The organism is Sphingomonas sp. SAFR-052 (genome assembly GCF_051965015.1).
Lineage (GTDB): Bacteria > Pseudomonadota > Alphaproteobacteria > Sphingomonadales > Sphingomonadaceae > Sphingomonas.
Map to the genome: position 1 here is coordinate 270,100 of NZ_JBQCMO010000001.1, position 26,313 is coordinate 296,412.

The 26,313-nt window shown below is 66.2% G+C and carries 25 protein-coding genes; 16 read left to right on the plus strand and 9 right to left on the minus strand.

The window, feature by feature from the left end:
* Positions 1–6: 6 nt before the first annotated feature.
* From cyoD to cyoA, 4 genes are read right to left on the minus strand one after another with little or no spacing between them, the layout of a single operon-like run.
* Positions 7–396: a cytochrome o ubiquinol oxidase subunit IV gene (gene cyoD, locus ACTHQV_RS01130; protein ID WP_440487956.1), complete on the minus strand. Its 390-nt coding sequence runs from the start codon at positions 394–396 to the stop codon at positions 7–9.
* Positions 396–1,025: a cytochrome o ubiquinol oxidase subunit III gene (cyoC, locus tag ACTHQV_RS01135; RefSeq protein ID WP_440487958.1), complete on the minus strand. Its 630-nt coding sequence runs from the start codon at positions 1,023–1,025 to the stop codon at positions 396–398. Before cyoC ends, cyoD begins: the two co-directional genes overlap by 1 nt.
* A gap of 5 nt (positions 1,026–1,030) precedes the next feature.
* On the minus strand, positions 1,031–3,031 hold the full coding sequence (gene cyoB / locus ACTHQV_RS01140) for a cytochrome o ubiquinol oxidase subunit I (protein ID WP_440487959.1): 2,001 nt from the start codon (positions 3,029–3,031) through the stop codon (positions 1,031–1,033).
* An 8-nt stretch (positions 3,032–3,039) separates the two neighbouring features.
* Positions 3,040–4,191 carry a ubiquinol oxidase subunit II gene (gene cyoA, locus ACTHQV_RS01145; protein WP_440487960.1) on the minus strand — a complete coding sequence of 384 codons (1,152 nt, stop codon included), beginning with the start codon at positions 4,189–4,191 and terminating at the stop codon, positions 3,040–3,042.
* Between the two features lie 132 nt (positions 4,192–4,323).
* On the opposite strand from cyoA, the gene ACTHQV_RS01150 reads away from it, so the two are divergent.
* From ACTHQV_RS01150 to ACTHQV_RS01165, 4 genes are read left to right on the plus strand one after another with little or no spacing between them, the layout of a single operon-like run.
* Entirely contained in the window at positions 4,324–5,664 is a 1,341-nt protein-coding gene (locus tag ACTHQV_RS01150) for an MFS transporter (RefSeq protein WP_440487961.1), read from the plus strand.
* A gap of 5 nt (positions 5,665–5,669) precedes the next feature.
* Positions 5,670–6,884 (plus strand): hypothetical protein, encoded by a 1,215-nt coding sequence (locus ACTHQV_RS01155; protein WP_440487962.1) that lies wholly within the window; start codon positions 5,670–5,672, stop codon positions 6,882–6,884.
* Between the two features lie 37 nt (positions 6,885–6,921).
* Complete coding sequence (locus ACTHQV_RS01160) at positions 6,922–7,635, plus strand: NUDIX hydrolase (protein WP_440487963.1); 714 nt, start codon at positions 6,922–6,924, stop codon at positions 7,633–7,635.
* A complete protein-coding gene (locus ACTHQV_RS01165) occupies positions 7,632–8,369 on the plus strand; it encodes an extensin-like domain-containing protein (RefSeq protein WP_440487964.1) in 738 nt (245 codons plus the stop codon). Before ACTHQV_RS01160 ends, ACTHQV_RS01165 begins: the two co-directional genes overlap by 4 nt.
* 13 nt (positions 8,370–8,382) lie before the next feature.
* On the opposite strand, the gene ACTHQV_RS01170 is transcribed toward ACTHQV_RS01165, so the two are convergent.
* Entirely contained in the window at positions 8,383–8,934 is a 552-nt protein-coding gene (locus ACTHQV_RS01170; RefSeq protein WP_056395575.1) for a hypothetical protein, read from the minus strand.
* 347 nt (positions 8,935–9,281) lie between these two features.
* Between ACTHQV_RS01170 and ACTHQV_RS01175 the strand changes: the two genes are divergently transcribed.
* Complete coding sequence (locus ACTHQV_RS01175) at positions 9,282–9,857, plus strand: CHAP domain-containing protein (protein WP_440487965.1); 576 nt, start codon at positions 9,282–9,284, stop codon at positions 9,855–9,857.
* 10 nt (positions 9,858–9,867) lie between these two features.
* Here the strand turns inward: ACTHQV_RS01175 and msrB are convergent, their stop codons facing one another.
* Complete coding sequence (gene msrB, locus ACTHQV_RS01180; RefSeq protein WP_440487966.1) at positions 9,868–10,353, minus strand: peptide-methionine (R)-S-oxide reductase MsrB; 486 nt, start codon at positions 10,351–10,353, stop codon at positions 9,868–9,870.
* A gap of 178 nt (positions 10,354–10,531) precedes the next feature.
* Here msrB and ACTHQV_RS01185 point away from each other — a divergent pair, with 178 nt between their 5' ends.
* The 4 genes from ACTHQV_RS01185 to ACTHQV_RS01200 all read left to right on the plus strand — a co-directional run bounded on the left by ACTHQV_RS01185 (position 10,532) and on the right by ACTHQV_RS01200 (position 15,886).
* A complete protein-coding gene (locus ACTHQV_RS01185) occupies positions 10,532–12,208 on the plus strand; it encodes a DEAD/DEAH box helicase (RefSeq protein ID WP_440487968.1) in 1,677 nt (558 codons plus the stop codon).
* A gap of 493 nt (positions 12,209–12,701) precedes the next feature.
* The gene (gene rpsA / locus ACTHQV_RS01190; RefSeq protein WP_440487969.1) at positions 12,702–14,405 is read left to right on the plus strand and encodes a 30S ribosomal protein S1; all 1,704 of its coding nucleotides are present in this window, start codon (positions 12,702–12,704) and stop codon (positions 14,403–14,405) included.
* Between the two features lie 164 nt (positions 14,406–14,569).
* Positions 14,570–14,848 carry an integration host factor subunit beta gene (locus tag ACTHQV_RS01195; RefSeq protein WP_440487971.1) on the plus strand — a complete coding sequence of 93 codons (279 nt, stop codon included), beginning with the start codon at positions 14,570–14,572 and terminating at the stop codon, positions 14,846–14,848.
* Between the two features lie 99 nt (positions 14,849–14,947).
* On the plus strand, positions 14,948–15,886 hold the full coding sequence (locus ACTHQV_RS01200; protein ID WP_440487972.1) for a right-handed parallel beta-helix repeat-containing protein: 939 nt from the start codon (positions 14,948–14,950) through the stop codon (positions 15,884–15,886).
* 18 nt (positions 15,887–15,904) lie between these two features.
* Here the strand turns inward: ACTHQV_RS01200 and ACTHQV_RS01205 are convergent, their stop codons facing one another.
* Both ACTHQV_RS01205 and ACTHQV_RS01210 read right to left on the minus strand, forming a co-directional pair.
* Positions 15,905–16,351, minus strand: coding sequence for a hypothetical protein (locus ACTHQV_RS01205; protein ID WP_440487973.1), 447 nt, complete (start codon positions 16,349–16,351; stop codon positions 15,905–15,907).
* A gap of 20 nt (positions 16,352–16,371) precedes the next feature.
* A complete protein-coding gene (locus ACTHQV_RS01210; RefSeq protein WP_440487974.1) occupies positions 16,372–18,036 on the minus strand; it encodes an alkaline phosphatase family protein in 1,665 nt (554 codons plus the stop codon).
* 52 nt (positions 18,037–18,088) lie between these two features.
* On the opposite strand from ACTHQV_RS01210, the gene ACTHQV_RS01215 reads away from it, so the two are divergent.
* The 4 genes from ACTHQV_RS01215 to ACTHQV_RS01230 all read left to right on the plus strand — a co-directional run bounded on the left by ACTHQV_RS01215 (position 18,089) and on the right by ACTHQV_RS01230 (position 23,392).
* On the plus strand, positions 18,089–20,107 hold the full coding sequence (locus ACTHQV_RS01215) for a protein-disulfide reductase DsbD family protein (RefSeq protein ID WP_440487975.1): 2,019 nt from the start codon (positions 18,089–18,091) through the stop codon (positions 20,105–20,107).
* 78 nt (positions 20,108–20,185) lie between these two features.
* Positions 20,186–21,667 carry a circularly permuted type 2 ATP-grasp protein gene (locus ACTHQV_RS01220; protein ID WP_440487976.1) on the plus strand — a complete coding sequence of 494 codons (1,482 nt, stop codon included), beginning with the start codon at positions 20,186–20,188 and terminating at the stop codon, positions 21,665–21,667.
* 7 nt (positions 21,668–21,674) lie between these two features.
* Positions 21,675–22,607, plus strand: coding sequence for an alpha-E domain-containing protein (locus ACTHQV_RS01225; protein ID WP_440488300.1), 933 nt, complete (start codon positions 21,675–21,677; stop codon positions 22,605–22,607).
* Complete coding sequence (locus tag ACTHQV_RS01230) at positions 22,607–23,392, plus strand: transglutaminase family protein (RefSeq protein ID WP_440487977.1); 786 nt, start codon at positions 22,607–22,609, stop codon at positions 23,390–23,392. The genes ACTHQV_RS01225 and ACTHQV_RS01230 overlap by 1 nt, the downstream gene beginning before the upstream one ends.
* Positions 23,393–23,527: 135 nt before the next feature.
* On the opposite strand, the gene pyk is transcribed toward ACTHQV_RS01230, so the two are convergent.
* On the minus strand, positions 23,528–24,994 hold the full coding sequence (gene pyk, locus ACTHQV_RS01235; RefSeq protein ID WP_440487978.1) for a pyruvate kinase: 1,467 nt from the start codon (positions 24,992–24,994) through the stop codon (positions 23,528–23,530).
* A gap of 72 nt (positions 24,995–25,066) precedes the next feature.
* On the opposite strand from pyk, the gene ACTHQV_RS01240 reads away from it, so the two are divergent.
* The 3 genes from ACTHQV_RS01240 to ACTHQV_RS01250 all read left to right on the plus strand — a co-directional run bounded on the left by ACTHQV_RS01240 (position 25,067) and on the right by ACTHQV_RS01250 (position 26,294).
* The gene (locus ACTHQV_RS01240; RefSeq protein ID WP_440487980.1) at positions 25,067–25,432 is read left to right on the plus strand and encodes a DUF1244 domain-containing protein; all 366 of its coding nucleotides are present in this window, start codon (positions 25,067–25,069) and stop codon (positions 25,430–25,432) included.
* A gap of 68 nt (positions 25,433–25,500) precedes the next feature.
* Entirely contained in the window at positions 25,501–25,737 is a 237-nt protein-coding gene (locus ACTHQV_RS01245; protein ID WP_110152188.1) for a DUF2312 domain-containing protein, read from the plus strand.
* A 23-nt stretch (positions 25,738–25,760) separates the two neighbouring features.
* Positions 25,761–26,294 (plus strand): DUF1003 domain-containing protein, encoded by a 534-nt coding sequence (locus tag ACTHQV_RS01250; RefSeq protein ID WP_440487981.1) that lies wholly within the window; start codon positions 25,761–25,763, stop codon positions 26,292–26,294.
* Positions 26,295–26,313: the final 19 nt, after the last annotated feature.

Here is a 26,313-nt window from a genome sequence, read left to right on the forward strand (position 1 = left end):
GCCGGCTCACATCGTGCTCATTTCCCCGGACATCTGCGGCATCATGTTCAGGTTCATGTGGTACATGACCCATAGCGAGCCCGACAGCACGATGACCACGAGGATGGCGGTGAAGATCAACGCCATCAGCGTCCAGCCATTCTCCGACTTCGTATTCATGTGCAGGAAGTAGATCATGTGGACGACGATCTGCACGATCGCGCAGATCATCACGATGCCGGCGGTGATCCGGGTATCGGCAAAGGCGTTGGTCATGACCAGCGCGAAGGGGATCGCGGTCAGGACGACCGACAGCAGGAAGCCGATGACATATTCGCGGCGCGAGCCGTGCGCGGGCGCATCGCCGTGGCCGCCATGGCCATGTCCGTGCGCATCATGATGTGCGTGGCCGGCCATTACAGCACTCCCAGCAGATAGACGAAGGTGAAGACGCCGATCCAGACGACGTCGAGGAAGTGCCAAAACAGCGACAGGCACATCAGGCGGCGCATGTTGGCGGCGCCCAGCCCGAAATTGGCGACCTGTACCATCAGCGTCACCAGCCAGACGATGCCGAAGGTGACGTGCAGGCCGTGGGTACCGACCAGCGTGAAGAAGCTGGACAGGAACGCGCTACGCTGCGGCCCGGCACCTTCGTGGATCAGGTGGCTGAACTCGTAGAGTTCAATGCCGAGGAAGCACAGGCCGAACAGGCCGGTGATGGCGAGCCAGCGCAGCGTCGCTGCCTTCTTGCCCTCTTCGGCGGCAATCATGGCGAAGCCGTAGGTGATCGACGAGAACAGCAGCATCGCGGTATTGAGCGCGACGAGCGGCAGATCGAACAGCTCCTTGGCGTCCGGGCCACCCGCGGTGCTGCCCGAATAGACGCCATAGGAAGCGAAGAGCATGGCGAAGATGAGACAGTCGCTCATCAGGTAGAGCCAGAAGCCGAGCATCGTGCTCGACCCGGCTTCATGCTCATGCTCCTCCGCGAGATGGAAGGCGCGCTCGGACGCGCCTGCGGGGACTTGAACCGACGAACCCATAATCCTTACGCCCCCGCGGCTTGGAGGTCGGCGGTCCGCCGACGCTCCGTCTCGATGACTTCCTCGACCGGAATGTGGAAGTCGCGCTTGTAGTTGAAGGTGTGGAAGATCGCGACGCCGATCACCGCGACGAACGACAGCGCCGCCAGCCACCAGATGTACCAGACCATCGCCAGACCGAAGACGGTGGACACGCCCGCGATCACGATGCCGGCCCAGGTGTTGCTCGGCATATGAATCGGCTGGAAGCCTTCCGTCGGCCGCGCGTACTTATGGCTCTTCATGTCGTACCAAGCGTCCATGTCGTGGACGACGGGCGTGAACGCGAAGTTATAGTCCGGCGGCGGCGACGAGGTCGCCCATTCGAGGCTGCGGCCGTCCCACGGATCGCCGGTGACGTCGCGCAGCTTGTCGCGGTTCAGGATGCTGACGGCGATCTGGATGAGGAAGGCGGCGATGCCGACCGCGATGATCGCGGCACCCACGGCGGCGATGACGAACCAGATCTGCAGGCTCGGATCGTCGAAGTGGCGCAGGCGCCGGGTAATGCCCATCAGGCCCAGCACGTAGAGCGGGGTGAAGGCGACCCAGAAGCCGACGAACCAGCACCAGAAGCTGACCAGGCCCCAGGTGCGGTCGAGCTTGAACCCAAACGCCTTGGGGAACCAGTAGTTGATGCCGGCAAAGGTACCGAACACCACCGCGCCGATGATGACGTTGTGGAAGTGCGCTACGAGGAACAACGAGTTGTGCAGCACGAAGTCGGCGGGAGGCACCGCGAGCAGCACGCCGGTCATGCCACCGATGGTGAAGGTCAGCATGAAGGCGATCGCCCACATCATCGGCAGTTCGTAGCGGATCCGGCCGCGATACATGGTGAACAGCCAGTTGAAGATCTTCGCACCCGTCGGGATCGAGATGATCATCGTCGTGATGCCGAAGAACGAGTTGACGCTCGCCCCCGACCCCATGGTGAAGAAGTGGTGCAGCCACACCAGGTACGACAGGATGGTGATGACCAGCAGCGCGTAGACCATCGACGTATAGCCGAACAGCCGCTTGCTCGAGAAGGTCGACACGACTTCGGAGAACACGCCGAACACCGGCAGCACCAGGATGTAGACCTCCGGGTGGCCCCAGATCCAGATCATGTTCACATACATCATCGGGTTGCCGCCCAATGTGTTCGTGAAGAAGTTGGTACCGACATAGCGGTCGAGCGACAGCATGGCGAGCACGGCGGTCAGGACCGGGAAGGCGGCGACGATCAGGATGTTGGTGACCAGCGCCGACCAGGTGAAGATCGGCATCTTCATCAGGCCCATGCCGGGCGCGCGCATCTTGACGATGGTCGCGATCAGGTTGACGCCCGACAACAAGGTACCGACGCCCGCCAGCTGGAGCGCCCAGATATAATAGTCGACGCCGACGTCGGGTGAATAATCCAGCCCCGACAGCGGCGCGAACGCCAGCCAGCCGGTGCGGGCGAATTCGCCGACGAACAGGCTGGCCATCACGATCACGACGCCCGACGCGGTCATCCAGAAGCTGAAATTGTTCAGGAACGGGAAGGACACGTCGCGCGCGCCGATCTGCAGCGGAACGATATAGTTCATCAGACCGGTGACGAACGGCATCGCCACGAAGAAGATCATGATTACGCCGTGCGCGGTGAACACCTGATCATAGTGATGGGCGTTCAGGAACCCTTCGTTCTGGCCGAAGGCGATCGCCTGCTGGCTACGCATCATGATCGCGTCGGCGAAGCCGCGCAGCAGCATGACGATGCCGAGGATCATGTACATGATCCCGATCTTCTTGTGATCGACCGTGGTGAACCACTCTTTCCAGAGATAGCCCCACAGTTTGAAATAGGTCAGCGCCGCCAACACCGCCGCGCCGCCGATGGCGACCGCAATGAAGGTCATGACGATGATCGGTTCGTGGATCGGGAAGCTTTCGATCGTCAGGCGACCGAAGATCAGCTTGGTAAGGGTATCGGACATGATGTGTCTCAGCCTTGCGCCGAAGCGGGGCGGCCCGGGATCGCGCGCGGCGCGAGGCGGGTCATGTTACGGTTGGCATCGCTGCCGGGATCGGCGGCGCCGGGAGCGGCCTTCGGACCCTGCGGCGCGTCGCCGCTGCTGTGCGGGCTGACGCCATATTCGGACGGCGCCTTTTCCAGTGCGCCCTTGGTGCGTTCGCCTTGCTGGGGCAGGCGGCTGTTCACCGCCGAGCCATGGCCGCCACCATGCTGCATGCTTTCGGTCATGCACGGCGTGCCGGGTTTTACGCACATCTGGACGATGCGGGTGAACAGGCCCTGTTCGACGCCGGCAAAGCCCATCGGTGGCACCTTTTCACTGGGCTTTTCCAGTTCGAGATAGCGCGCGGTGTCGAGCCGGTTCGGCATCGCCTTCACCCCCGCCACGAACCGGTCGAAGCCGGCGGTGTCGGTGCTGGTGGTCTTGAAGTTCATATAGGAGAAGCCGGCGCCGCTGTAATGTGCCGACATGCCCTCATAGGTGCCCGGCTTGTTCATCACGGCGTGGAGCTTCGTCTCCATGCCCGGCATCGTGTAGATCATGCCGGCCATCGCAGGCACGTAGAAGGTGTTCATCACCGACGACGACGACAGGCGGAAACTGACCTGGCGATCGACCGGCAGGACCAGCCGGTTGACGGTCGCAATGCCCTGTTCCGGATAGATGAACAGCCATTTCCAGTCGAGCGAAACGACCTGGATTTCCAGCGGCTTCTGGTTTGCCGGCACCGGCTTGCCCGACGAAATCTGCCCGATCGGGCGATAGGGATCGAGCAGGTGGGTGCTGATCCAGGTCAGCGCGCCGAGCGCGATGACGATCAGCAGCGGACCCGACCAGATGACCAGTTCGAGCGCGGTCGAATGGTCCCAGTTCGGCTTGTACGTCGCCTTTTCGTTGGTCGCGCGGTATTTCCACGCGAACCAGACGGTCAGCGCCATCACCGGGATGATGATGAGCAGCATCAGGCCGACCGAGATCATCAGGACGTCGGCTTGCTGGCGCGCGACGTCGCCGGCGGGATTGAGCACGACCATGTCGCACCCACCGACCAGCGGCAGGGCCGCAAGAGGCAGGAGCGAACGCAGTGGCCGTTGCCACGGAAGCGAGCGGGGCAGGATCATGCGCGCGACCTATGCCGAGCGATGCTGCACTGCGATAGGACATTTTGTCCTATCCCCGCGTTTGGTGCATTGCGATAACGGGCGCACATTCAGTCTACCCGCGCGTCCATCCGCGCAACGTTTGGAGTCCCTATGGCCGAGGCCTTCGTCCATTCTAAAGAGATCGAGGCCGATGCCCGGGCCGTCAACACGTCGCCCAATGGCGAGGCGCAGATCAGCGTCCAGTCCGAAGAGATCGCGATCGGCGTTATCATCGGGCGTACGTCGGAATTCTTCGACTTCTTCGTCTATGCGATCGCTTCGGTCATCGTGTTCCCGCAGCTGGTCTTCCCCTATGTCGACCGGCTGACCGGCACGCTCTATTCGTTCGCACTGTTCCCGCTGGCGTTCTTCGCACGTCCGCTCGGTACGCTGTTGTTCATGTGGATCGACCGCCGCCACGGGCGCGGGACGAAGCTGACCATCGCGTTGTTCCTGCTCGGCACCGCGACGGTGGCCATGGGCTTCCTGCCCAGCTACGCGCAGGCCGGGGCATGGTCGGCGATCCTGTTGTCGGCACTGCGCATCCTGCAGGGGATTGCGCTTGGCGGCGCGTGGGACGGGCTCGCCTCGCTGCTGGCGCTGAACGTGCCGCAGGACCGGCGTGGCTGGTATGCGATGATCCCGCAGCTGGGCGCGCCGCTCGGCCTGATGGTCGCTAGCGCGCTGTTCGCCTTCTTCACTGCCTATATGAGTGCCGAGGATTTCATCAGCTGGGGCTGGCGATATCCGTTCTTCGTCGCCTTTGCACTGAACGTCGTCGCGCTGTTCGCGCGGCTGCGCATCGTCGTGACGCCCGAATATACGGCGCTGTTCGAGAATCGCGAGCTGAAGGCATCGCCGGTGCTGCCGACTGTCGGCCGCGAATGGAAGACGATCGCGATCGGCGCGCTGGTGCCGCTGGCCAGCTTCGCGCTGTTCCACATGGTCACGGTGTTCCCGTTGTCGTGGATCCTGCTGTTCACCGAACAGGAGATTGCCCGCTTCCTGTGGATCGAGACCGCCTGCGCGATCTTCTTCATCTTCGCGATCATCATTTCGGGCGTACTCGCCGACCATGTCGGTCGCCGGACGCTGCTTGGCATCGGGGCGGTCGCGATCGCGCTGTTCTCGGGCCTTGCGCCGCTGCTGCTGAACGGCGGTGACGCGGGCGAGATCGCGTTCATGATTACCGGCTTTATCCTGCTCGGCCTGTCGTTCGGCCAGTCGTCGGGGACAGTCGCGTCGAACTTCGCCAAGGATTCGCGCTATACCGGTGCTGCGCTGACCTCGGACCTCGCCTGGTTGTTCGGGGCGGGCTTCGCGCCGCTGGTCGCGCTGGCGCTGGCCGACAAGCTGGGGCTGATCGCGTCGGGCCTGTACCTGCTTTCGGGTGCGGTCGGCACGCTGGCGGCGCTGGCGCTCAATAAGGAACTGGCGCGGCGACTCGACTGAGCGACATGCTGCGTTGGCTGGTGGCGGCGCTTGCGCTGGTGGCGGGATTGCCCGCCGCGGCGCAGGACGCCGCCACTGTCGTTTCTGCTGAGGCGGCATTGGCGCAGGATGCCGCCGAGGTTGCGCGCGTCCGCGGCATCGATCCGGCCGCAGCACTGGTCGTGCTGCGCAAACAGCTTGCCAGCATCGCCGCGACCGACTGGATCGAGGGACGCTATCGCGACCGGATCGCCGGCATCGCGATCGAGCCCGACGGCGCGGTATCGGTGCTGCTGACAGGCAATCGCCCAGTCGCCGATGCCGAGATTCGCGCCGGTGACCTGACCATCCCGGTCCGCTTCCGCATCGGCGCGAAGTCGACGCGGGTCGAACTGCTCGACGCACTGAACCGGCATCAGGCGCAGATTCGCGCGATGCTGACTCGACCGCCGGCGATCGGCATCGACGCGCGGCAGGGGGCGTTGCTGGTCCAGATCGGCGCGGCCGATGCCGGTGGCGACGTCCCGGCGTTGCGGCGACGATTGGCCGAGATGACCGGCGTTCCGATCCGCCTTGCCACCACCGGTCGCCCTGACCTCGATCTGGCGGGCGAGGTGATCGGCGGATCGCGGCTGATCGGACCCGATCCGGCCAATGGTCGCCGCTATTATTGTACGACCGGCTTCGTCGTGACCGATGGCGCGCAGACCGGTATCCTCACCGCCGCGCACTGTCCCGATCAACTCGACCATATCGCGCCCGACCGGTCGGTGACGCCGACGACCTTTGTCGGGCAATGGGGCTGGGGCTTTCACGACGTACAGGTCAATGCGACGCCGGAAGCGGTCCGGCCGCTGTTCTTCGCCGACGCGGCGCGAACGCAGATCCGCACCGTCACGGGGCAGCGCAGCCGCGCGAGTACCCGCGTTGGCGACATCGTCTGCCATCGCGGCGAGAGCAGCGGCTATAGCTGTGCCGAGGTAATGATGGTCGACTTCGCGCCGTCAGGGGATCTGTGCGGTGGGCCGTGCCTGCCGACCTGGGTCGCGGTGGCGGGGCCGGGATGTCGCGGGGGCGACAGCGGCGGACCGGTGTTCCTGGGCGATACCGCGATCGGGTTGTTGAAGGGCGGCAGCTATCGGCCCGACAGGTCGTGTGTCTTCTATTATTATATGTCGCTCGACTATCTGCCCGATAACTGGCGATTGCTGGTCGCGCCGCCGCCCGTGCCGGCGAACTGACTTCACATCGCGCGGGCCGCTCCCCAAGTCGGCGGCGATGACCGATGCCATTCCCGCCGCCACGCTGATCGTCCTGCGCGACCGGCCCGACGGTCCGCCCGATATCCTGATGGTCGAACGGGCGGCGACGATGGCCTTTGCCGGCGGGGCGCTGGTGTTTCCGGGCGGGCGGATCGACCCCGGCGACCGTGCGTTGGCGCTGACGATGGGCGATGGTGATCTGGCACCGCGACTGGCGGCGATTCGCGAGACGATCGAGGAGGCCGGGATCGCGATCGGCATCGATGGCGACGTCGAGTCGATGCGGCGCGCGCTGGCCGGCGGTGTGCCGCTCGCCGAACTGGCGCCGGTCGATCCGACGCCGCTGGTTCCCTATGCCCGCTGGCGGCCCGATCATGTGCCGGTGCGGGTGTTCGACACCCATTTTTTCCTTGCCCGCCTTCCCGACGCGGCACGCGAAGCGCGGGTCGATGCGACCGAGAACCGCCGGGTGTTGTGGACACGTGCCGCGGACGCGTTGGCGGCGGCGGATCGTGGCGAGGCGACATTGCTGTTCCCGACCCGGCGGGTGCTGGAGCGGCTGGCCGAACATGGTGACAGCGATGCTGCCTTCGCATCGGCAGCGCGCTGGCCGGTGCGGACGATCACGCCCTGGGTCGAGGCGCGTGCCGATGGCGACTGGATCTGCATTCCCGACGACCTCGGCTATCCGGTCACGGCCGAACCGGCGTCGCGCGCGGTGCGCGGGTGAGGACGCTATCGGCGGGGATACGCCTGATCGTCTGGCTCGCCATCCTCGCCGCGATCGCCTTTGCCCTGTATGCCTTTGCGCGCAGCCGGCCGCAGGATGTGCCATGGACCCCGCTCGACCTGTCGCAGCCGATCGGCATGTTCACGCGCGGCAAGATCGGCGACCTGCGCGGCGATTTCGCGGGGTGCGGGGCGCTGCTGGATGCCGCAGGGGTCCGCTATACCGCGCTGCCGGCGCGCGAGGGGGCGGCGCAATGCGGCTATGACGATGCAGTGCGGATGCGCGGCGGCGGATCGCGTACCATCGCCATTACTCCCGATGTCGGCGTGTCATGCCGGGTCGCGACCGGCATGGCGCTATGGGAATGGCAGGTGGTGCAGCCGGCGGCGCAGAAGCATTTCGGGACGCAGGTCGCCCGCATCCAGAATTTCGGCAGCTATAACTGCCGCCGCCTGTACGGGCGCGACAGCGGTGCGTTCAGCGAACATGCGACGGCCAACGCGCTGGATATCGCCGCCTTCGTCCTCGACGATGGCCGCCGGATCAGCGTCGTCGGCGATTGGACGGCGGGGCAGGGGCGGGACGATGCGGCGAAGGCGGCGTTCCTGCGCGAGGTGCGCGATGGCGCGTGCGGCGTGTTCTCCACGGTATTGTCGCCTGATTACAACGCCGCGCACCGCGACCATTTTCATTTCGATCAGGCGGCGCGCGGGTTCGGCGGGGCGTGTCGCTGACCCCGCCGACCGGTCAGTGCATCGGGGCGCCGGCCTCGACCTTTTCGACCCATGCCGGATAGAAGGCCGGTTGGCGCAGCGACCAGCCCGAGGCGGTAGCGGCCGCTTCGCTTAGCGACTGCAACAGCTTGCGGCGCAGTTCGGGGTGCAGATGCGGCAGCGCCGCCGATGCGCAGAAAGCGGCGGGCAACCACGGCCGCGCCTCGGCCCCGACCAGCCGTTCGTAGAGGAAGCGATACGCGCCGAAGGTGGTCAGTCGGCCCTGGCCGAGATCGAAGGCGGTGACCATCAGCAGCGGCGTCATGAAAGGCTCGGTCGCGTCGAGGCCGCTGTCTTCGGGAATGCAGGCGCGGATATCGGGCAGGCGATCGTAGATGCGGGCCTGGGCACGGATGCTGGCGGCTTCCACCACGTCGCGCGACCAGCGGCGCATCGCGTCGTCGCGGTCGAGCCCAATGTCGAGCGAGCGGCGGATATAGCGCTGCGTCGCAGACGAGAATGTCGCGAATTCCTTCATTTCGGCCAGCGTCATCGCACCTTCGGCTGGTCTGCGTGCAATCGCCATCATCAACTCCCCGCCCAAATAGCCAACGACCGGATGTTACGCGGAAACGGTTAACAGCTTGCTGAACGAACGTGGCGAAACCCGGTCGACGACACATCCGATCATGTCAGGTGCTGCATTGCAACATCATTGTCATGCGGTTGGTCGCATCGTGCGGCAGCGGACGAAGCGTCGGAATACAGCGGACGGGAGGGTGAACGACGGGCGCGGATCGGTTCATCCGCCAGTCATCGCCGCGCAAACACGCTTCGTCGGAATTGGTTCCCGTTCGGCCGGAGGTGGGGTTTTCGCGGGCCTCAAACCCTGCTTGAAGCCGCTCACGACATTCGTGGGGCCGTGGGGGTCAGATGAATTTTGGTGCTTTGGCAGCGCGTTTTGCGCTGGTGGTTTCGTGCGCTCTGACGATGGTGGCTCCGGCTCAGGCCCGGTTCTGGCAATGCGCCCCCTATGCCCGCGAAATCTCGGGCGTCGAGATTTTCGGCAACGCCCATACCTGGTGGAGCCAAGCCGCCGGCAAGTATGAACGCGGCCATGCGCCGAAGGAAGGCGCGGTCCTGTCGTTCGCCGCTACCTCGAAGATGCGCTTCGGCCATGTCGCGATGGTGTCGAAGGTCGTCAGCGACCGCGAAGTGCTGCTGACCCATGCCAACTGGTCACAGCGCGGCGGCATCGAGCGCGACGTGCGCGCGATCGATGTGTCGGCGGCAGGCGACTGGAGCGAGGTGAAGGTGTGGTTCGGTCCGCTCGGTGGGCTCGGCACCTCGGCCTATCCGACCAACGGCTTCATCTATGCGGGCCATGCGCCGGCCCCGGCCGAATTCGCCGCGCCGATGGAGATCGCCAAGGTCGATCCGCCGGCCCCGACCGGTGGTGCCAGCATCCAGCCGGCGCACGCCCGGCAGGTCGTCGCGCTCAACGATTGATCGCGGTGCGTCAGGCGGGGCGGAAGGTCATCGCCACGCCGTTCATGCAATAGCGTTTGCCAGTCGGGCGTGGCCCGTCGTCGAAAACATGGCCGAGATGTCCACCGCAGCGTGCGCAGAGCACCTCGGTCCGCGTCATCATCAGCGAACGGTCGGTCTTCGTGACGACCGCGCCGTTCAGCGGGGCGTAGAAGCTTGGCCAGCCGGTGCCGCTTTCGAATTTCGTGGTAGACGAAAAGAGCGGGTGACCGCAGCCGGCACAGGCAAACTGCCCCTTGCGCTTCTCACCGTTGAGCGGGCTGCTATAGGGCCGCTCGGTCCCTTCCTGCCGCAGGACGTTGTATTGCGTCGGGGTGAGCCGCGCCTTCCACTGCGCATCGGTCAGCCTGAACGGAAAATTGGGGGCCGCCTCGCTGGCCTCGGGAGCGCAGCCGATCAGGGCGGCTAGGCCGGATAGTCCGGTCAGTTCGAGCAGGCGGCGGCGGTCGATCGACATTGGATATCCTTTCGCACTGCCGATGTGGGTTCGGGAACGGCGGGCGACAACGTCCGGGTACGCAACCCGACCTAGACGGATGAATCCGCTTCGAATCGGTGCGATCCCGATGCGCGGCGCCAAGATTGGGCGATGCTTGGCCTTGCCGTAGCCGCATTTTGGGGCCATTTGGCGCATTATGCCTTTTTCGACGTTGCCCGAACCGCTATCCGCGGCGCTATCCGCGCGCGGCTATGAAGCCCCGACCGCCGTGCAGGCGGCCGTCCTGACCCCCGAAGCCGAGGGGCGCGACCTGCTCGTGTCCGCACAGACCGGATCGGGCAAGACCGTTGCCTTCGGTCTCGCCATGGCGCGCGACCTGCTCGACGCCGATGACAAGATGCCGCGCGCTGGTACGCCGCTGGCGCTGGCCATTGCGCCTACCCGCGAACTGGCCCTGCAGGTCGCGCGCGAGCTGCTGTGGCTGTACGGCCCGACCGGCGCGCGCATCGTGTCGTGCGTCGGCGGCATGGATGCCGCGCGCGAACGCCGCAACCTGAGCCACGGCGCGCATATCGTCGTCGGCACGCCCGGCCGTCTGCGCGATCACCTCGAACGTGGCGCGCTCGACCTGTCGGGACTGAAGGTCGCGATTCTCGACGAAGCCGACGAGATGCTCGACATGGGCTTTCGCGAGGACCTCGAGGGGATTCTCGACGGGACGCCGGCCGAGCGCCGCACGCTGCTGTTCTCAGCGACGCTCGCCAAGCCGATCGTGGCGCTCGCCAAGCGGTACCAGAAGGATGCGTTCCGCATCGATACGCGCGAGGCCGAGCGCGGCCATGGCGACATCAGCTACCAGGCGATGACCGTCGCGCCGAACGATATCGAGAATGCGGTCGTCAACCTGTTGCGCCTGCACGAACCGGATACGGCCTTTCTGTTCTGCGCGACGCGTGAAGCCGTCCGCCATCTGCACGCCAATCTGGTCGAGCGCGGCTTCGATGCGGTCGCATTGTCGGGCGAGCATTCGCAGTCGGAGCGCAACCATGCGCTGCAGGCGCTGCGCGATCGCCGTGCCCGCGTCTGCGTCGCGACCGACGTCGCCGCGCGCGGGATCGATCTCCCGTCGCTAAGCCTCGTCGTGCATGTCGAACTGCCGCGTGATGCCGAGGCGCTTCAGCACCGCTCGGGGCGTACCGGCCGGGCGGGCAAGAAGGGCATCGCCGCGCTGATCGTGCCGTTCCAGCGCCGTCGCCGCGTCGAGGGGCTGCTGCGCGATGCCAAGATCAACGCGGAGTGGATCGGGGTGCCGACCCCCGAGCAGATACATGCCGCCGATCGCGAACGCCTGCTCGCCAAGCTCGCAGAGCCGGTCGAATTCGACGAGGCCGATGTCGAACTCGGCGCGCGCCTGCTCGCTGAGAAGACGCCAGAGGATATCGCCGCGTTGCTGGTCCGTGCCTATCGGGCCAAGCTGCCTGCGCCCGAGGAATTGTCGGCCGGCGGCGTGCCCGAACGGCGCGAACGGCAGGAAGGCCCGCGTCCGGGGTTCGAGGACACGGTGTGGTTCCGGATGAATGTCGGCCGGCGGCACAATGCCGATCCGCGCTGGCTGCTGCCGCTGCTGTGCCGCCGCGGTCATATCACCAAGGGTGAGATCGGCGCGATCCGTATCGCCAATGACGAATCGGCGTTCGAAATCCCCAAGGCCATCGCGGGCAAGTTCATCGCATCGGTCAAGCGCACGGCGACGCCCGACGACGACCTAATGTTCGAACAGATGTCGGGTCCGCCGGCGGCGCCGCAGCGCCGGACGAACAGCGCGCCGCCGCGGCATGCTGCGAAGCCGTATCGTGGCGGGCGTCGGGGGTGATCTGGTTTTCACGCGAAGGCGCGGAGAGCTGAAGGAAGTGAGCGGGTAGAGTTCGCGCAGAGGCGCAGTGGGGTTGCGTGTCAGGCGGCTGACGCTGATCCGGCGAAGCCTTTCGATTAACCTGCACCGACGGAGGACAGCCGTTGGCGCGACGAAGGTGCGCCCCGCACGCGACCTCTCTGCGCCTCCGCGCGAAAACCCAACCTTCTTCTCCGCGCCTTCGCGTGAACCAACCCTTCTTCCGCCGCCGAAACCGCACCGCCAACCGTTGCACGCCACCGCCAAAAGGCGTATGGCGCGCCGGTTCGACGAGCACAGACTCGCGAAGGCCGGGTGCTCACGCGCCCTTTCCGCACAGCCGGGTCATGCCTTTCGTGATGATATGATCGCCGGATGCCGCGTGTCGCATTCGGTGCACGGGGCAATCCCGGTCAAAGACCGCCGGAGACAACCGGCCGGCCGGAAAATAGTACGTTTAGGAACCAAGATTTATATGGCCAGCATGGCAAATCCCACCCGTGACGATTTCGCGTCGATGCTCGACGACATGTTCGGTGCTTCGGAAAGCTTCGAAGGCCGCGTCGTCATCGGTACCGTGACCGGCATCGAGAACGACCTTGCGGTCATCGACGTCGGTCTGAAGTCGGAAGGCCGCGTGCCGCTGCGCGAATTCGCGGCGCCGGGCCAGAAGGCCGATCTGAAGGTCGGTGACGAAGTCGAAGTCTATGTCGATCGCGTCGAGAATGCGAACGGCGAAGCGATGCTGAGCCGCGACCGCGCCCGTCGCGAAGCCGCGTGGGACAAGCTGGAAACCGAATTCGCCAAGACCGCGCGCGTCGAAGGCGTCATCTTCGGCCGGGTCAAGGGCGGCTTCACCGTCGACCTGTCGGGCGCCGTGGCGTTCCTGCCGGGTTCGCAGGTCGATATCCGTCCGGTGCGTGACGTCACCCCGCTGATGGACATCCCGCAGCCGTTCCAGATCCTGAAGATGGACCGCAAGCGCGGCAACATCGTCGTGTCGCGTCGCGCGGTGCTGGAAGAAACCCGCGCCGAACAGCGTTCGGGCCTGATCCAGAGCCTCGCCGAAGGTCAGGTGATCGACGGCGTCGTCAAGAACATCACCGATTACGGTGCGTTCGTCGATCTGGGCGGCATCGACGGCCTGCTGCACGTCACCGACCTGTCGTACAAGCGCGTCGGTCATCCGTCGGAAGTGCTGAACATCGGCGACACCGTCCGTGTCCAGATCATCCGCATCAACCGCGACACGCAGCGCATCTCGCTCGGCATGAAGCAGCTGGAAAGCGATCCGTGGGATGGCGCCGGTGCCAAGTATCCGGTCGGCGCGAAGCTGTCGGGCCGCGTCACGAACATCACCGAATATGGTGCGTTCGTCGAACTGGAGCCGGGCATCGAAGGTCTGGTCCACGTGTCGGAAATGAGCTGGACCAAGAAGAACGTCCATCCGGGCAAGATCGTGTCGACCAGCCAGGAAGTCGACGTGATCGTCCTCGAAGTCGATCAGGACAAGCGCCGCATCTCGCTGGGCCTCAAGCAGGCGCAGGCCAATCCGTGGGAGAAGTTCGCGGAAGATCACCCCGTCGGTTCGACCGTCGAGGGCGAAGTCAAGAACGCGACCGAATTCGGCCTGTTCATCGGTCTGGACGGCGACGTCGACGGCATGGTCCACATGTCGGACATCGCGTGGGGCATTTCGGGCGAAGACGCGCTCAACCTGCACCGCAAGGGCGAGACGGTTCAGGCCGTCGTGCTGGCCGTCGAGCCGGACAAGGAGCGTATCTCGCTCGGCATGAAGCAGCTCGAGCGTGGTGGCCCGGTCGCCGCGCAGGCGGGTGATCGCCTGAACAAGAATGCGGTCGTCACCGTGACCGTGCTCGAAGTCCGCGATGCGGGCCTCGAAGTGCAGCAGGGCGACGATGGCGCGATCGGCTTCATCAAGCGCACCGATCTCGGCCGCGACCGCGACGAACAGCGTCCGGAGCGTTTCCAGGTCGGCCAGAAGTTCGATGCGATGGTCACCGGCTTCGATCGTTCGAAGAAGCCGACCTTCTCGATCAAGGCAATGCAGATCGCCGAAGAGAAGCAGGCCGTTGCGCAGTACGGTTCGTCGGACTCGGGTGCGTCGCTCGGCGACATCCTCGGCGAAGCGCTGAAGGCTCGCGGCGAGCAGAAGTAAAATTCTCCTTCCTTTGCGGGACGACAGACGGGGTGCTCCAAATCGGAGCGCCCCGTTTTTCGTTCATTCGAAAGGCGGATTGTCGTTTCAAATAAATTCAGGTTAGGCGTAGCGCGCCAAACCGGGCCGGTTTGGACCTAGATGTCTGGAATGCCGAGGGAAAGATGATCCGATCCGAGCTGGTTCAAAAGATTGCGCAGGACAATCCCTCGCTGCCGCTGCGCGATGTGGAACGGATCGTATCGACCTTCTTCGACACCATCACCGAACGGCTGCGCAATGGCGGCCGGGTGGAACTGCGCGGTTTCGGCGCCTTCTCGACCCGCGGCCGCGATGCGCGCACCGGCCGCAACCCGCGTACCGGTGAAGCGGTCGAGGTCGATGCCAAGCGCGTGCCCTATTTCAAGCCCGGCAAGGAAATGCGCGCGCGGCTGAACGTCTGATCGGGCGTATCGCGGCGGGACGGAGACAGTGCGTTTCCGACGCTTCCGTCGGCGGTGCGGACGGCGCATAGCGGGCCGATCCCTGTCGAGGCCCGCTGCATGACCCTCCGCCGCTTCCTGCCGCTTGTCCTGCTGTTCGGCGCAGCGCCGTTGCCCGCGCAGCAGCGCGCCGCGCCGTTCGTGATCGAACAGACCGGCGACAGCTATCCGACGATCGATGCGGCGGTGAGCGCGGTGCGCGACGGGACGGCGACGATTCTGATCGCACCCGGCACCTATCGCGACTGCACCGTCCAGAGCGGTGGCGACATCACCTTCCGCGCGCGGGTGCCGGGCACCGTAATCTTCGACGGCGGCGCGTGCGAGGGCAAGGCGACCTTCGTCCTGCGCGGGCGGCGCTCGACGGTCGACGGCATCGTCTTTCGCGGCATCCGCGTACCCGACGGCAACGGCGCGGGCATCCGTACCGAGATTGGCGACCTGACCGTCACCAATTCGACCTTCCTCGACAGTCAGGAAGGGATATTGGGCGGCAATCCCGACGGGCAGCAGCGCATCACCATCGACCGGTCGACCTTTGCCGGGCTCGGCCAGTGCGAGACGACCGATTGTTCGCACGCGGTGTATCTGAGCAACAACGGTGCGATCGTCATCCGGCGCTCACGCTTCGAACGCGGCACGGGTGGCCATTACGTCAAGATCCGCGCGCCGCGGATCGAGATCACCGATTCGAGCTTCGACGACAGCCGCGGCAGCAAGACCAACTATATGATCGACCTGCCCGAAGGCGCCACCGGGCTGATCGCACGTAATACCTTCGTTCAGGGCAAGGCGAAGGAGAATTGGACCGGGTTCATCGTCGTTGGGGCGGAGAAGCGGACCTTCCCGGCGAACGGCCTGCGCGTCGAGGACAATGACGCGCGCCTTGCCCCGAGCGTGACGAAGAGCCCGGCATTCGTGGCGGACTATACCGGCGACGGCGTCGCGGTCGGCACGAACCGGTTGGGGCCGGGGGTGCGCAAGTTCGAGACGCGGTGATGCCCCCTCGGGTGGCGGTTACTGGGCAGGCCGAACCAATAGGGCTCGGGCACGCACTTCGGCTGCCGCGACCGATCGGAGATGGACGTCGGAATCGGCAGCCAAATCACGCAAGGCGTTATTGAGCGCTGTCAGTTCGGCTCGTTTTGCCGTGGGGCTGTCGGCAATACGGTCCATGACCGTCGATTGCTGGGTCAAGGTTTCGGCAACGCCGCTGGCCTCCCGTTCTAGCACGACAGAGACCCAGCCATAAGCACGGTCGAGCAGGACACCGTTCATGCTGGTGACGACGACCCGCAGCCTCTCGCGGCGAAGGATCGGGCACAGTCGATCGAAGCCGTCGAAGCGAAAGCCGTCGCGTCGCACCGACTGGGTCAGATCCTCACTCGCAGAGTAGCGGATTGAGCAGTCTGGCTCGGGCGGATGGCCGATCGCTGCACCGGACAGGGTCAGTGCCGCCAGCATGAGCACCCTCCGGACGACCTTCATCGGCACGTCGTCCCGTCGCCAGGATCGAGGTCGAGGCAGCGGCCGTCGATCTCGTTCTTTGGCACCGGCAGGCGGATCGTGGCCGCCAGCGTCGGGAGGATGTCAACCGTCTCGACGCCGAACGGCTCCTCGAACCCGCCCTGACCCTTGCGCCAGAACAGGATCGGGACCCGCCGGTCATAGTCCCAGAAGCTGCCATGCGTAGCGACGGCGGTACCGGCGACCGGGTGTGGCACGGTCAGCACGCGCGGCTTCATCGCCACCAACAGGTCGCCCGAGCGCGGCGGGTAGAAGGACGCGCGCGCGCGTTCGATCAGCGACCAGGTTTCGGGCGGGCTGTTCGGCACGGTCGTGGCGAGGATCTGCGCGCGGGTGAACACTGCCTGTGTCTGCGGATGGGCGGTGAACATCGCGATCGCTTCGCGCTCGACTGCCGCCCGCTGCGCCGGGGTCAGCTTGATGTCGTACCACACATCGCCATTCACCCCGCCGAACAGCACCGGGCCGGCGATCTTCAGTTTTTCGCCGATCGCCTTGCCGATGCGGTCGACGGTGAATTCGCCGTCGAGGCGGACCGCGTCGGGCACGGCATGGGCGGCCAGCCGCTCGCTCGCGTCGCTCCCACCGTGATCGGCGGTCAGGACGACCTGGTAATCGACGCCGGTCGCATCGAGCACGCGGAAGAATTCACCGAGGCTCTGGTCGAGCGAGGTGAGCTGCAGGCACATCTCGCTACCCTCGGTGCCATAGCCATGGCCGACATAGTCGGTGGCCGACGCGCCGATCGAGATGATGTCGGTCTGCGGTCCCTGTCCCAGCTTCATGTCCTGGATCAGCCCGGCGGCGAGCGCGAGCACGGCGGCGTCATATTCGGGCGAGCGGCGGAAATTGGCAACGTCGCCCGCGGCGCGTTCGAACCGGCCGGTGCCGACCGTCTTGTCGCCGACCCGCACCGCGCGGGCGAGCGGCTGGCAGAAGGTCGGCAGCGTCATTGCCGGCTGTGCGGTGGCGATGCGCTTGGCGACGGCGGCGTTGGCGCGGGCGACGACCGGCGGCATCGCGCGGCCGGCATAGCTGACGAAGCCGTTCTTGCCGAACCACCACAGTTCGTCGACCTTGTGCCCGCCCATCATCACCGCCGCGCGGTCCTTGCCCGCGACCGAAACGACGCGAGTGCGCGGATCGGCGGCCTTCATCCGCTCGCCCAGCGTAGGCACCATCAGATGGACGTCGGACACGGTATAGTCGTCGAAGGTCGAACCGGGCACGCGCTCGTCCTCGGCGCAATAGACCTTGAAGCCGGGGCGGGTGTTGCTGCGCTGATCAACCCAGTCATTGGCGATGATGCCGGTGCGCGACGGGCGCGATCCGGTCAGGATCGTCGAGTGGCCGGGGCAGGTTTCGGTCGCGGCATGGCTCTGATAGCCCGCCGGGAATACCGCCCCCTGCATCAGTCGCGCGAAGCCGTCGGTGAAGCGGCCGCGATATTCGGCGAACAGGTCGGCCGAGAATTGATCGACCGAGATCGCGACGATCAGCTTGGGCGGGGTCGCCGGATAGGTCGGCGGCACGGGATCGGCGACCGGCGCGGGCGCCGCGGTCTGGGCGAAGGCGGGGGTGACGGTCGCCAGCAACAGCGCGGCAAGGGAAACGAGGCGCATCGGGTACTCCGCGGACGGTGCATCCGTCCCGAATCTCCGCTACCCCGCGTCCATGACAGCGGCAAGAATAGTATCGTTGCGAATCGTCCTGTTGCTCGCGCTGCTGTTCAGCGCGTTTCCGGCGGCGGCGCAGATGCCGGGGCAACGGCATGTCCAGATGCGGATGGTCGCGGAAAGCGACACGCCGGCGGCCGGGTCGAGCGTCGCCATCGCGCTGGTGTCGGTGCCCGATGCCGGCTGGCACGGCTATTGGCGCAATCCCGGTGCGGTGGGGACGCAGCCCCGGCTCGACTGGACGCTGCCGGCAGGCGCCCGCGTCGGCGAACTACGCTATCCGGTGCCCGAACGGCTGACCGTCGCCGGCATCATGAACTATGTCTATGAACGGCCATGGACGCTGCTGACCGAGTTGCGCGTGCCGGCGGGGCTGGCGCCGGGTACGAAGCTGCCGGTGCGGCTGGCGATCGACTATCTGGTGTGTACCCGCGAGATCTGCGTGCCGGAAAAGGCTACGCTCAACACCGACCTGACGATCGGTGACGGGGCGATCGATCCGGCGCGGCGTGCGGAGTTCGATCGCTGGCGTCGCGCGCTTCCCAAACCGATCGGATCGCCGGCTGTGTTCCAGCCGGGCGAGCAGTTGCGGCTGCGGGTGCCGTTTCCGGCCGATGTCGCGATCGGCAACGCCTATTTCTTTCCGCTGACCGAGAATGCGCTTGATTACGACGCGCCGCAGCGGATCGAGCGCGACGGCGACGCGATCGTGGTGGCGACGAAGGGCAGCGGCAGCCCGGCGGCGCTGGAAGGGGTGTTGGCGACCGGACCGGGCGAAGGGTTCCTGATCCGGGCGACACCCGGCAGCGTCGCCGCACCCGCCGAACCGGCCCCGCTGCGCGCCGCGCTGATCGCCTTTGCCGGGGCATTGCTGGGCGGGTTGCTGCTCAATATCATGCCGTGCGTCTTTCCGATCTTGAGCTTGAAGGCGCTCAGCCTTGCGCGATCAAGCGAGTCGGCGGCGCACGCCCGCGCGGAGGGCGTAGCCTATACCGCGGGGGCGGTGGCGATGTGCCTGGTGCTGGGCGGCGCGCTGCTCGCCATCCGCGCGGCGGGGGTAGCGGCGGGCTGGGCGTTCCAGCTGACCGATCCGCGCGTCGTGCTGCTGCTGCTGGTCCTGACCGGCGCGATCGCGCTGAACCTTGCCGGCCTGTTCGAACTGCCGACGCCGCAGGTCGGTACGCGGAGCGGAAGGGGCGGGGCGTTCGCCACCGGTGCGCTGGCGGCGTTCGTCGCGACGCCGTGCACCGGCCCGTTCATGGGGGCGGCGCTGGGATCGGCGCTGGTCCTGCCGCCGGTCGCGGCGATGGCGGTGTTCGCCGGGCTCGGCTTCGGACTGGCGTTGCCATTCCTGCTGCTCGGCTTTGTGCCCGCGCTGCGCCGCCGTCTGCCGCGGCCGGGCGCGTGGATGGATATGCTTCGCAAGATCCTGTCGGTGCCGATGTTCCTGACCGCGCTGGCGCTGGCATGGATATTGGGACGGCAGGCGGGCGTCGACGGCATGGCGCTGGGGCTTGCCGCGCTGCTGTTGGCGGCGCTCGGCCTGTGGTGGACCGGGCGGCGGCAGCTGCGCGGGCGCGACCGGCCGTGGTGGCCGGGGCTGGCGGCGCTGGTGCTGGCGATCGGCACGACCGCGCTGGTCGAGCGTGCCGCCCCGGCCGGCGCCGCACCGACTGGAATCGCCGGGGCCGAACCGTTCACCGAGGCGCGGCTGGCGGCGTTACGGGCGGAGGGCAAGCCGGTCTTCGCCTATTTCACCGCCGACTGGTGCCTGACCTGCAAGGTCAACGAACGCGCCGCGATCGAGACTCGGGCGGTCGCCGATGCGTTCGGCAAGGGCGGAGTAAAGGTCCTGGTCGGCGACTGGACCGATGGCGACCCGGTGCTGGGCCGGTTCATCGAGGCGCACAACCGTGCCGGGGTGCCGCTCTATCTTTATTATGCGCCGGGCAGTCGAGATGCACGGGTGCTGCCACAGGTACTTACGCCCGCCACGCTGACCGATTTAGTTTCCTGACCTGCGAACCCGCTTGCCAGCGCCATTTTCGCATCGCAGCATGGGGATAAATTACCGGCTGGCGGCGTTGGAGGACGGATGGGGCAGGCGTTCGACGAAATCTGGGGACAGGGTGGGCCGGACAATCCGCGCGACGACCTTGCGGCATTGGCACGCTGGATGCGCGAGGTGCCGCCCCATGAGTTGAAACGGCGCCTGCAATCGGCTGAGGCGACCTTTCGCCAGCTCGGCATCACCTTCGCCGTCTATGGCGAGAGCGAGGCCGCGGAACGGATCATCCCGTTCGATATCGTGCCGCGCGTGTTCAAGGCGGATGAATGGGCGCGCCTGTCGCAGGGGCTGGTGCAGCGCACGCAAGCGATCAACGCGTTCCTCGACGACATCTATGGCGAACGCCGTATTCTAAAGGCGGGGGTGCTGCCGCCCGACCTGATCTTCGGCAACAGCCAGTTCCGCCCGGAAATCGCCGGCATCCGCCCGCCGCACGGCGTGTGGGCGCATATCTGCGGAATCGATCTGGTGCGCACCGGGCCGGACCAATTCTTCGTGCTGGAGGATAATGCCCGCACCCCGTCGGGCGTGTCGTACATGCTGGAAAACCGCGAGGCGATGATCCGGCTGTGCCCCGAACTGTTCCGCAATTTTCGCGTGGCGGCAGTCGACAGCTATCCCGACCTGTTACTGGAGACGATGCGATCGGTCGCGCCGCCGGGCGCGGGCGCGCATCCGACCTGCGTCGTGCTGACGCCGGGCCATTTCAATTCGGCCTATTACGAGCACAGCTTCCTCGCCGATTCGATGGGGATCGAACTGGTCGAGCCGGCCGATCTGGTCGTCGATGGCGACGTCGTGTGGATGCAGACGATTGCCGGGCGGGTCCGGGTCGACGTCATCTATCGCCGGATCGACGACGATTTCATCGATCCCGTCGTATTTCGCCCCGATTCGCTGCTGGGCGTCCCCGGACTGATCGCCGCCTATCGCGCGGGCAATGTCGCGTTGGTCAATGCGCCGGGCAACGGCATCGCCGACGACAAGGCGATCTACAGCTACATGCCCGAAATCGTCCGCTTCTATTCGGAAAGCGAGCCACTGCTGCCGAATGTCGAGACGTGGCGCTGTCGCGAGCCCGAGGCGCTGAAATATGTCCTCGACCATCTGGACGAAGTGGTGGTGAAGCTGGTCGACGGGTCGGGCGGCTACGGCATGCTGGTCGGGCCGACTGCATCGAAGGCGGAGATCGAGGAGTTTCGCCGCGCGCTGATCGCCGAGCCGCAGCGCTATATCGCACAGCCGACGCTGGCGCTGTCGACCGTCCCGACGCTGACCGATGCGGGGTTGAGTCCCCGTCACGTCGATTTCCGCCCGTTCGTGCTGACCGGCGCGAACAAGGTGCAGGTGGTGCCGGGCGGCCTGACCCGCGTCGCGCTGAAGGAAGGGTCGCTGGTCGTTAATTCCAGCCAAGGTGGCGGGACTAAAGACAGTTTCGTGCTGATGGACGACCCGCCCATGCAGTCGCAGACGATGGGCGGCATGACCCAATCGCAGGGGGGGCGCTGACATGGCGATGCTGTCGCGCACCGCCGCCTCGCTCTACTGGCTGGGCCGCTATGTCGAACGCGCCGATTTTTTGGCGCGGCTGGTCGAGGCGACGGTGCGGCTCGACGCGCTGTCGTCGCGCCCGGCGGGCGATGCCGCCTGGGCCAGCGCGCTCGCGGTCAGCTATACCGAGGACAGTTTCGCCGCGACCGGACAGGCGGTGGGGCAGGGGTCGGTCGCCCGCTTCCTGACCTGCGACCGCAGCCATCCGGGTTCGATCCTGTGGTGTCTCGACGCCGCGCGCAACAATGCGAAGGCGGTGCGCACCGCGCTCACCCGCGACGCCTGGACGGCGATCAACCGGGCGTGGATCGTCTTCAATTCGCCGCGCGGCGAGGAGGGCGAGGACATCCTGAACCTGGTGGAGGCGATCAAGGCCGAGGCACGCGGCTTCGAAGGCGCGGTGCAGCGGATGATGAAGAACGAGGCGACGTGGTTCGTGCAGCTGGGTGCGGCCATCGAGCGCGCCGACAACACCGCGCGACTGATCGACGTCAAATATCACCTGTTGCTGCCCGAAGGGGAGCGGATCGGCGGTGCGATCGACCGCGATCAATGGACGACGATCCTGCAGACCGTGTCGGCCGTCACCGCTTATCGCTGGCTGTACAGCGACGGGTTGAAGCCGGCGAGCGTCATCGAACTGCTGCTGTCGCGTGGCGAAGTGCCGCGCAGTCTGGCGGCGTGCGTCGATGAAACGGTCGAAATGCTGAACATGCTCGGCAAGCGTACCGGTTTCCAGGGAGAGGCCGACCGTATGGCCCGCGCACGCCTCGCCCGGATGCAGAAGACCCGCGCGCACGAGGTGATCGTCAGCGGGCTGCATGAATATCTGACCGCCTTCATCCGGGAGAATGCGATGCTCGACGCCGCGATCGCCCGTCAGTTCCGCTTCATCTGATGCGGCTGTCGGTTCAGCACGAGACGCGGTATCTCTTCACCGAACCGCAGGCGCGCATCGTCCAGCTGCTGCGCCTCTTTCCCGGCGACACCAGCCATCAGACGGTGGTCAACTGGCGGATCGACGTCGATTGCGACGCGCGGCTGCGCGAGAGCATTGACGGTTACGGCAATCTGACGCGGATGCTCTATGCCGAGGGCCCGGTCGAGACGCTGTGCCTGACTGTCACCGGCGAGGCGTTGTTGAGCGAGAGCGACGGCCCGATCGACGCCGGCGACGAGCCGTTTCCGCCCGAATTGTTCCGGCGGGTGACGCCGCTGACCCGCGCCGACGATGCGATTGCGGCGTTGGCGACGGGCAGCGACCTGACGGCGATGACGGCGCTGGCGTCGGCGATCCATGGACGCTGGCAACTTGACCGGCGGCCGACGCCGGCGATCCGCAGCGCGGTCGAGGCGGCAGGGGACGACCGGCTGTCGCCGCGCGACATGGCGCAGATCTTCGTCTCCGCCGCGCGGGCGCGGGGTGTGCCGGCGCGGTACGTGTCGGGATACAGCCTGTCGGGCGACGACGAACGCCGCACCGCCGCCCCGCATGCCTGGGCGGAAGCGTTCGTTTCGGGCGGCTGGTATGCGTTCGATCCGGCGGTTGGCGGCCGATCGGGGCTAGACCATATCCGGGTCGCGGTGGCGCTCGACGCCGCCGGTGCGGCACCGATCGCCGGCGTGCGCATGGGCGCTGGCGAAGAAGTGCTCGACGTCGATGTCCGGGTAGAAGAAGCCTAATTCCTCCCCGGTACGGGGAGGGGGACCAGCGAAGCTGGTGGAGGGGGATCGCCGCAAGCACAGCGTCGGTGGCCAGCCCCCTCCACCACTCGCTTTCGCGAGCGGTCCCCCTCCCCGTGCCGGGGAGCTTGGAGGTTACGCTTCGAAGCCTTTGTAATTCTTCAATTCGTCGCCGACGATCTGCACCACATGCAGCACGTTGGTCGATCCCGGCGTCCCGAACGGCACGCCCGCGCAGACCACGACCCGGTCGCCGGCCTTTGCGATGTTGTGGCGCAGCACCATGCGCTTGGCCTTCGCCACCATTTCCTCGAACGAGGCGACGTCGCGGGTGTGGACGGCGTGGACGCCCCACAGCAGCCCCAGCCGCCGGGCGGTGTCGATCTGCGGGGTCAGTACCATAATCGGCACCGCGGGACGTTCGCGCGCGATGCGGCGCGCGGTCGAGCCCGATTTGGTGAAGCACAGGATCGCCTTCGCATCGACGGTCGCCGCGATGTTCTTGGCCGCCTCGGCCAGTGCGTCGGCGGTGGTGGGATCAGGACGCAGCACGGTGAAGTGGACGCGGTCGCCATGCGCCGGATCGCGTTCGACGGCGTGCGCGATGTCGTTCATCATCGTGACCGATTCGACCGGCCAGCTGCCCGCGGCGCTCTCCGCCGACAGCATGATCGCATCGGCCCCGTCATAGACGGCGGTGGCGACGTCCGACACCTCGGCACGGGTCGGCGAGGGTGAGGTGATCATCGATTCGAGCATCTGCGTCGCGACCACGACCGGGCGGCCCAGGCGGCGGGCAGTCTCGACGATGCGCTTCTGCAGCGGCGGCACCGATTGCGGCGGCAGTTCGACGCCCAGATCGCCGCGCGCGACCATCACGCCGTCGCACTGCTCGACGATCTCCTCCAGCCGCGCGACGGCCGATGGCTTCTCGATCTTGGCGAGCAGCGCGGCCTTGCCCTGAATGAGCTTGCGCGCCTCGGCCAGATCTTCCGGGCGCTGCACGAACGACAGCGCGATCCAGTCGACGCGCTGTTCGACTGCGAAATGCAGGTCGGAAATATCCTTGGGCGTCAGTGCCGCCATCGGCAGCACCACGTCGGGCACGTTCAGCCCCTTCGAGTTGGACAGCGCGCCGCCGACCACCACTTCGGTCACGATCTTTTCGTCGTCATGGTCGAGCACGCGCAGCACCAGCTTGCCGTCGTCGAGCAGCAGACGGGCGTCGCGGGCGATCGCGGCAAAGATTTCCTGATGCGGCAGTTCGACCCGCGTCGCATCGCCTGGCTCGCTCGACCGGTCGAGCGTGAAGCGCTGACCGGTTTCCAGCATCACCCGACCTTCGGCGAAGCGACCGACGCGCAGCTTCGGCCCCTGCAGATCGGCGAGGATCGTGGTCGGACGGCCATATTGGCGCTCGAGCCCGCGAATCGCTTCGATCACCGCGACCTTCGACTGCTGGTCGCCATGGCTCATATTGACCCGGAACGCATCGGCACCGGCCTCGAACAGCTTCGCGATCATCTCCGGCGTGTTGCTGGCGGGGCCGAGCGTGGCGAGAACGCGAACCTTGCGCGAACGGGGGCTGATGGCCTTGGTCATAATCACTCTCCGGGCGTTGCGCGCCTGCCTCTAATGCCTATTCGTAAAGGTTCAACCTTGGAGGCCGAAGTCATGGCAACAATCGATTCAATCAGCGAGCAGGCACAGGCCGCCGCGTTCCGCCGGCTGGTGCGCCATCTGCAACATCGCACCGACGCCCAGAATGTCGATCTGATGGGGCTGGCCGGCTTCTGCCGCAACTGCTTAGGCGACTGGCTGGGCGAAGCGGCGGGCATCTCAAAGGACGAAGGGCGCGAGGCGGTGTACGGCATGCCCTATGCGCAGTGGAAGGCGGACCATCAGCAGCCCGCGACCCCCGAACAGATCGCCAAGATGGAGGCAAGCATCGCCAGGAACCCGACCGATGACGCGCTCGACGAAGCGCTCGATGACAGTTTCCCGGCCAGCGACCCGCCGGCGATGACCGAACCGCGCTGATCGGTTGAGGCGGGCGCGCGGATCGGCTAGGCGCGCCCGTTCACCAATTCGTGACATCCGAGGACTGCATGACCGACAATGTTTCGGCGGAACAACTCCGCCTGCTGATCGAGCGTATCGAGCGGCTGGAAGAAGAGAAGAAGGGCATCAGCGACGACATCAAGGACGTCTATGCCGAAGCCAAGTCGACCGGGTTCGACGTGAAGACCATGCGGACGATCATCCGCTTGCGCCGCATGGAAAAGCATCATCGCGACGAGGCGGACATGCTGCTCGAAACCTACAAGCAGGCACTCGGCATCTGACACCGGTCGAAGGGGGCAGGGACATGGCCAGCGTCTTCCACATCGCGACCCGACTGCTGAAGGGGCATGGCGATCCGCATGGCGAGGAGGAAGCCCATGTCCTGTCCGCGATCGAACGTGGCGCGCCGATCTCACGCGACGCCGCCGACGAATCGGACCTGCGCTCGACCTTCGGCGACCGGCTGGCCGACCGGGTCGCGGCGATCGGCGGGTCGTGGGGGTTCATCATCGCCTTTACCGGCGTGCTGCTCGGCTGGATGCTGCTGAACTCGGACGTGCTGGCGCATTTCGGGCTGGCGTTCGATCCCTATCCCTACATCTTCCTGAACCTGATGCTGTCGACCCTCGCCGCGATCCAGGCGCCGGTCATCATGATGAGCCAGAACCGGCAATCGGAAAAGGACCGGCTGGCGGCGCGGCTGGACTATGAAACCAATTTGCGCGCAGAGATCGACATCCTCGCGCTGCATGCCAAGCTCGACACCGACGTGATCGAGCGGCTGGCGGCGCTGGAGGCGAAGATCGACGCGCTGGCGCGAACCGCGCCGTCCGCCTAAGAGCGGACCAGAACCTAAA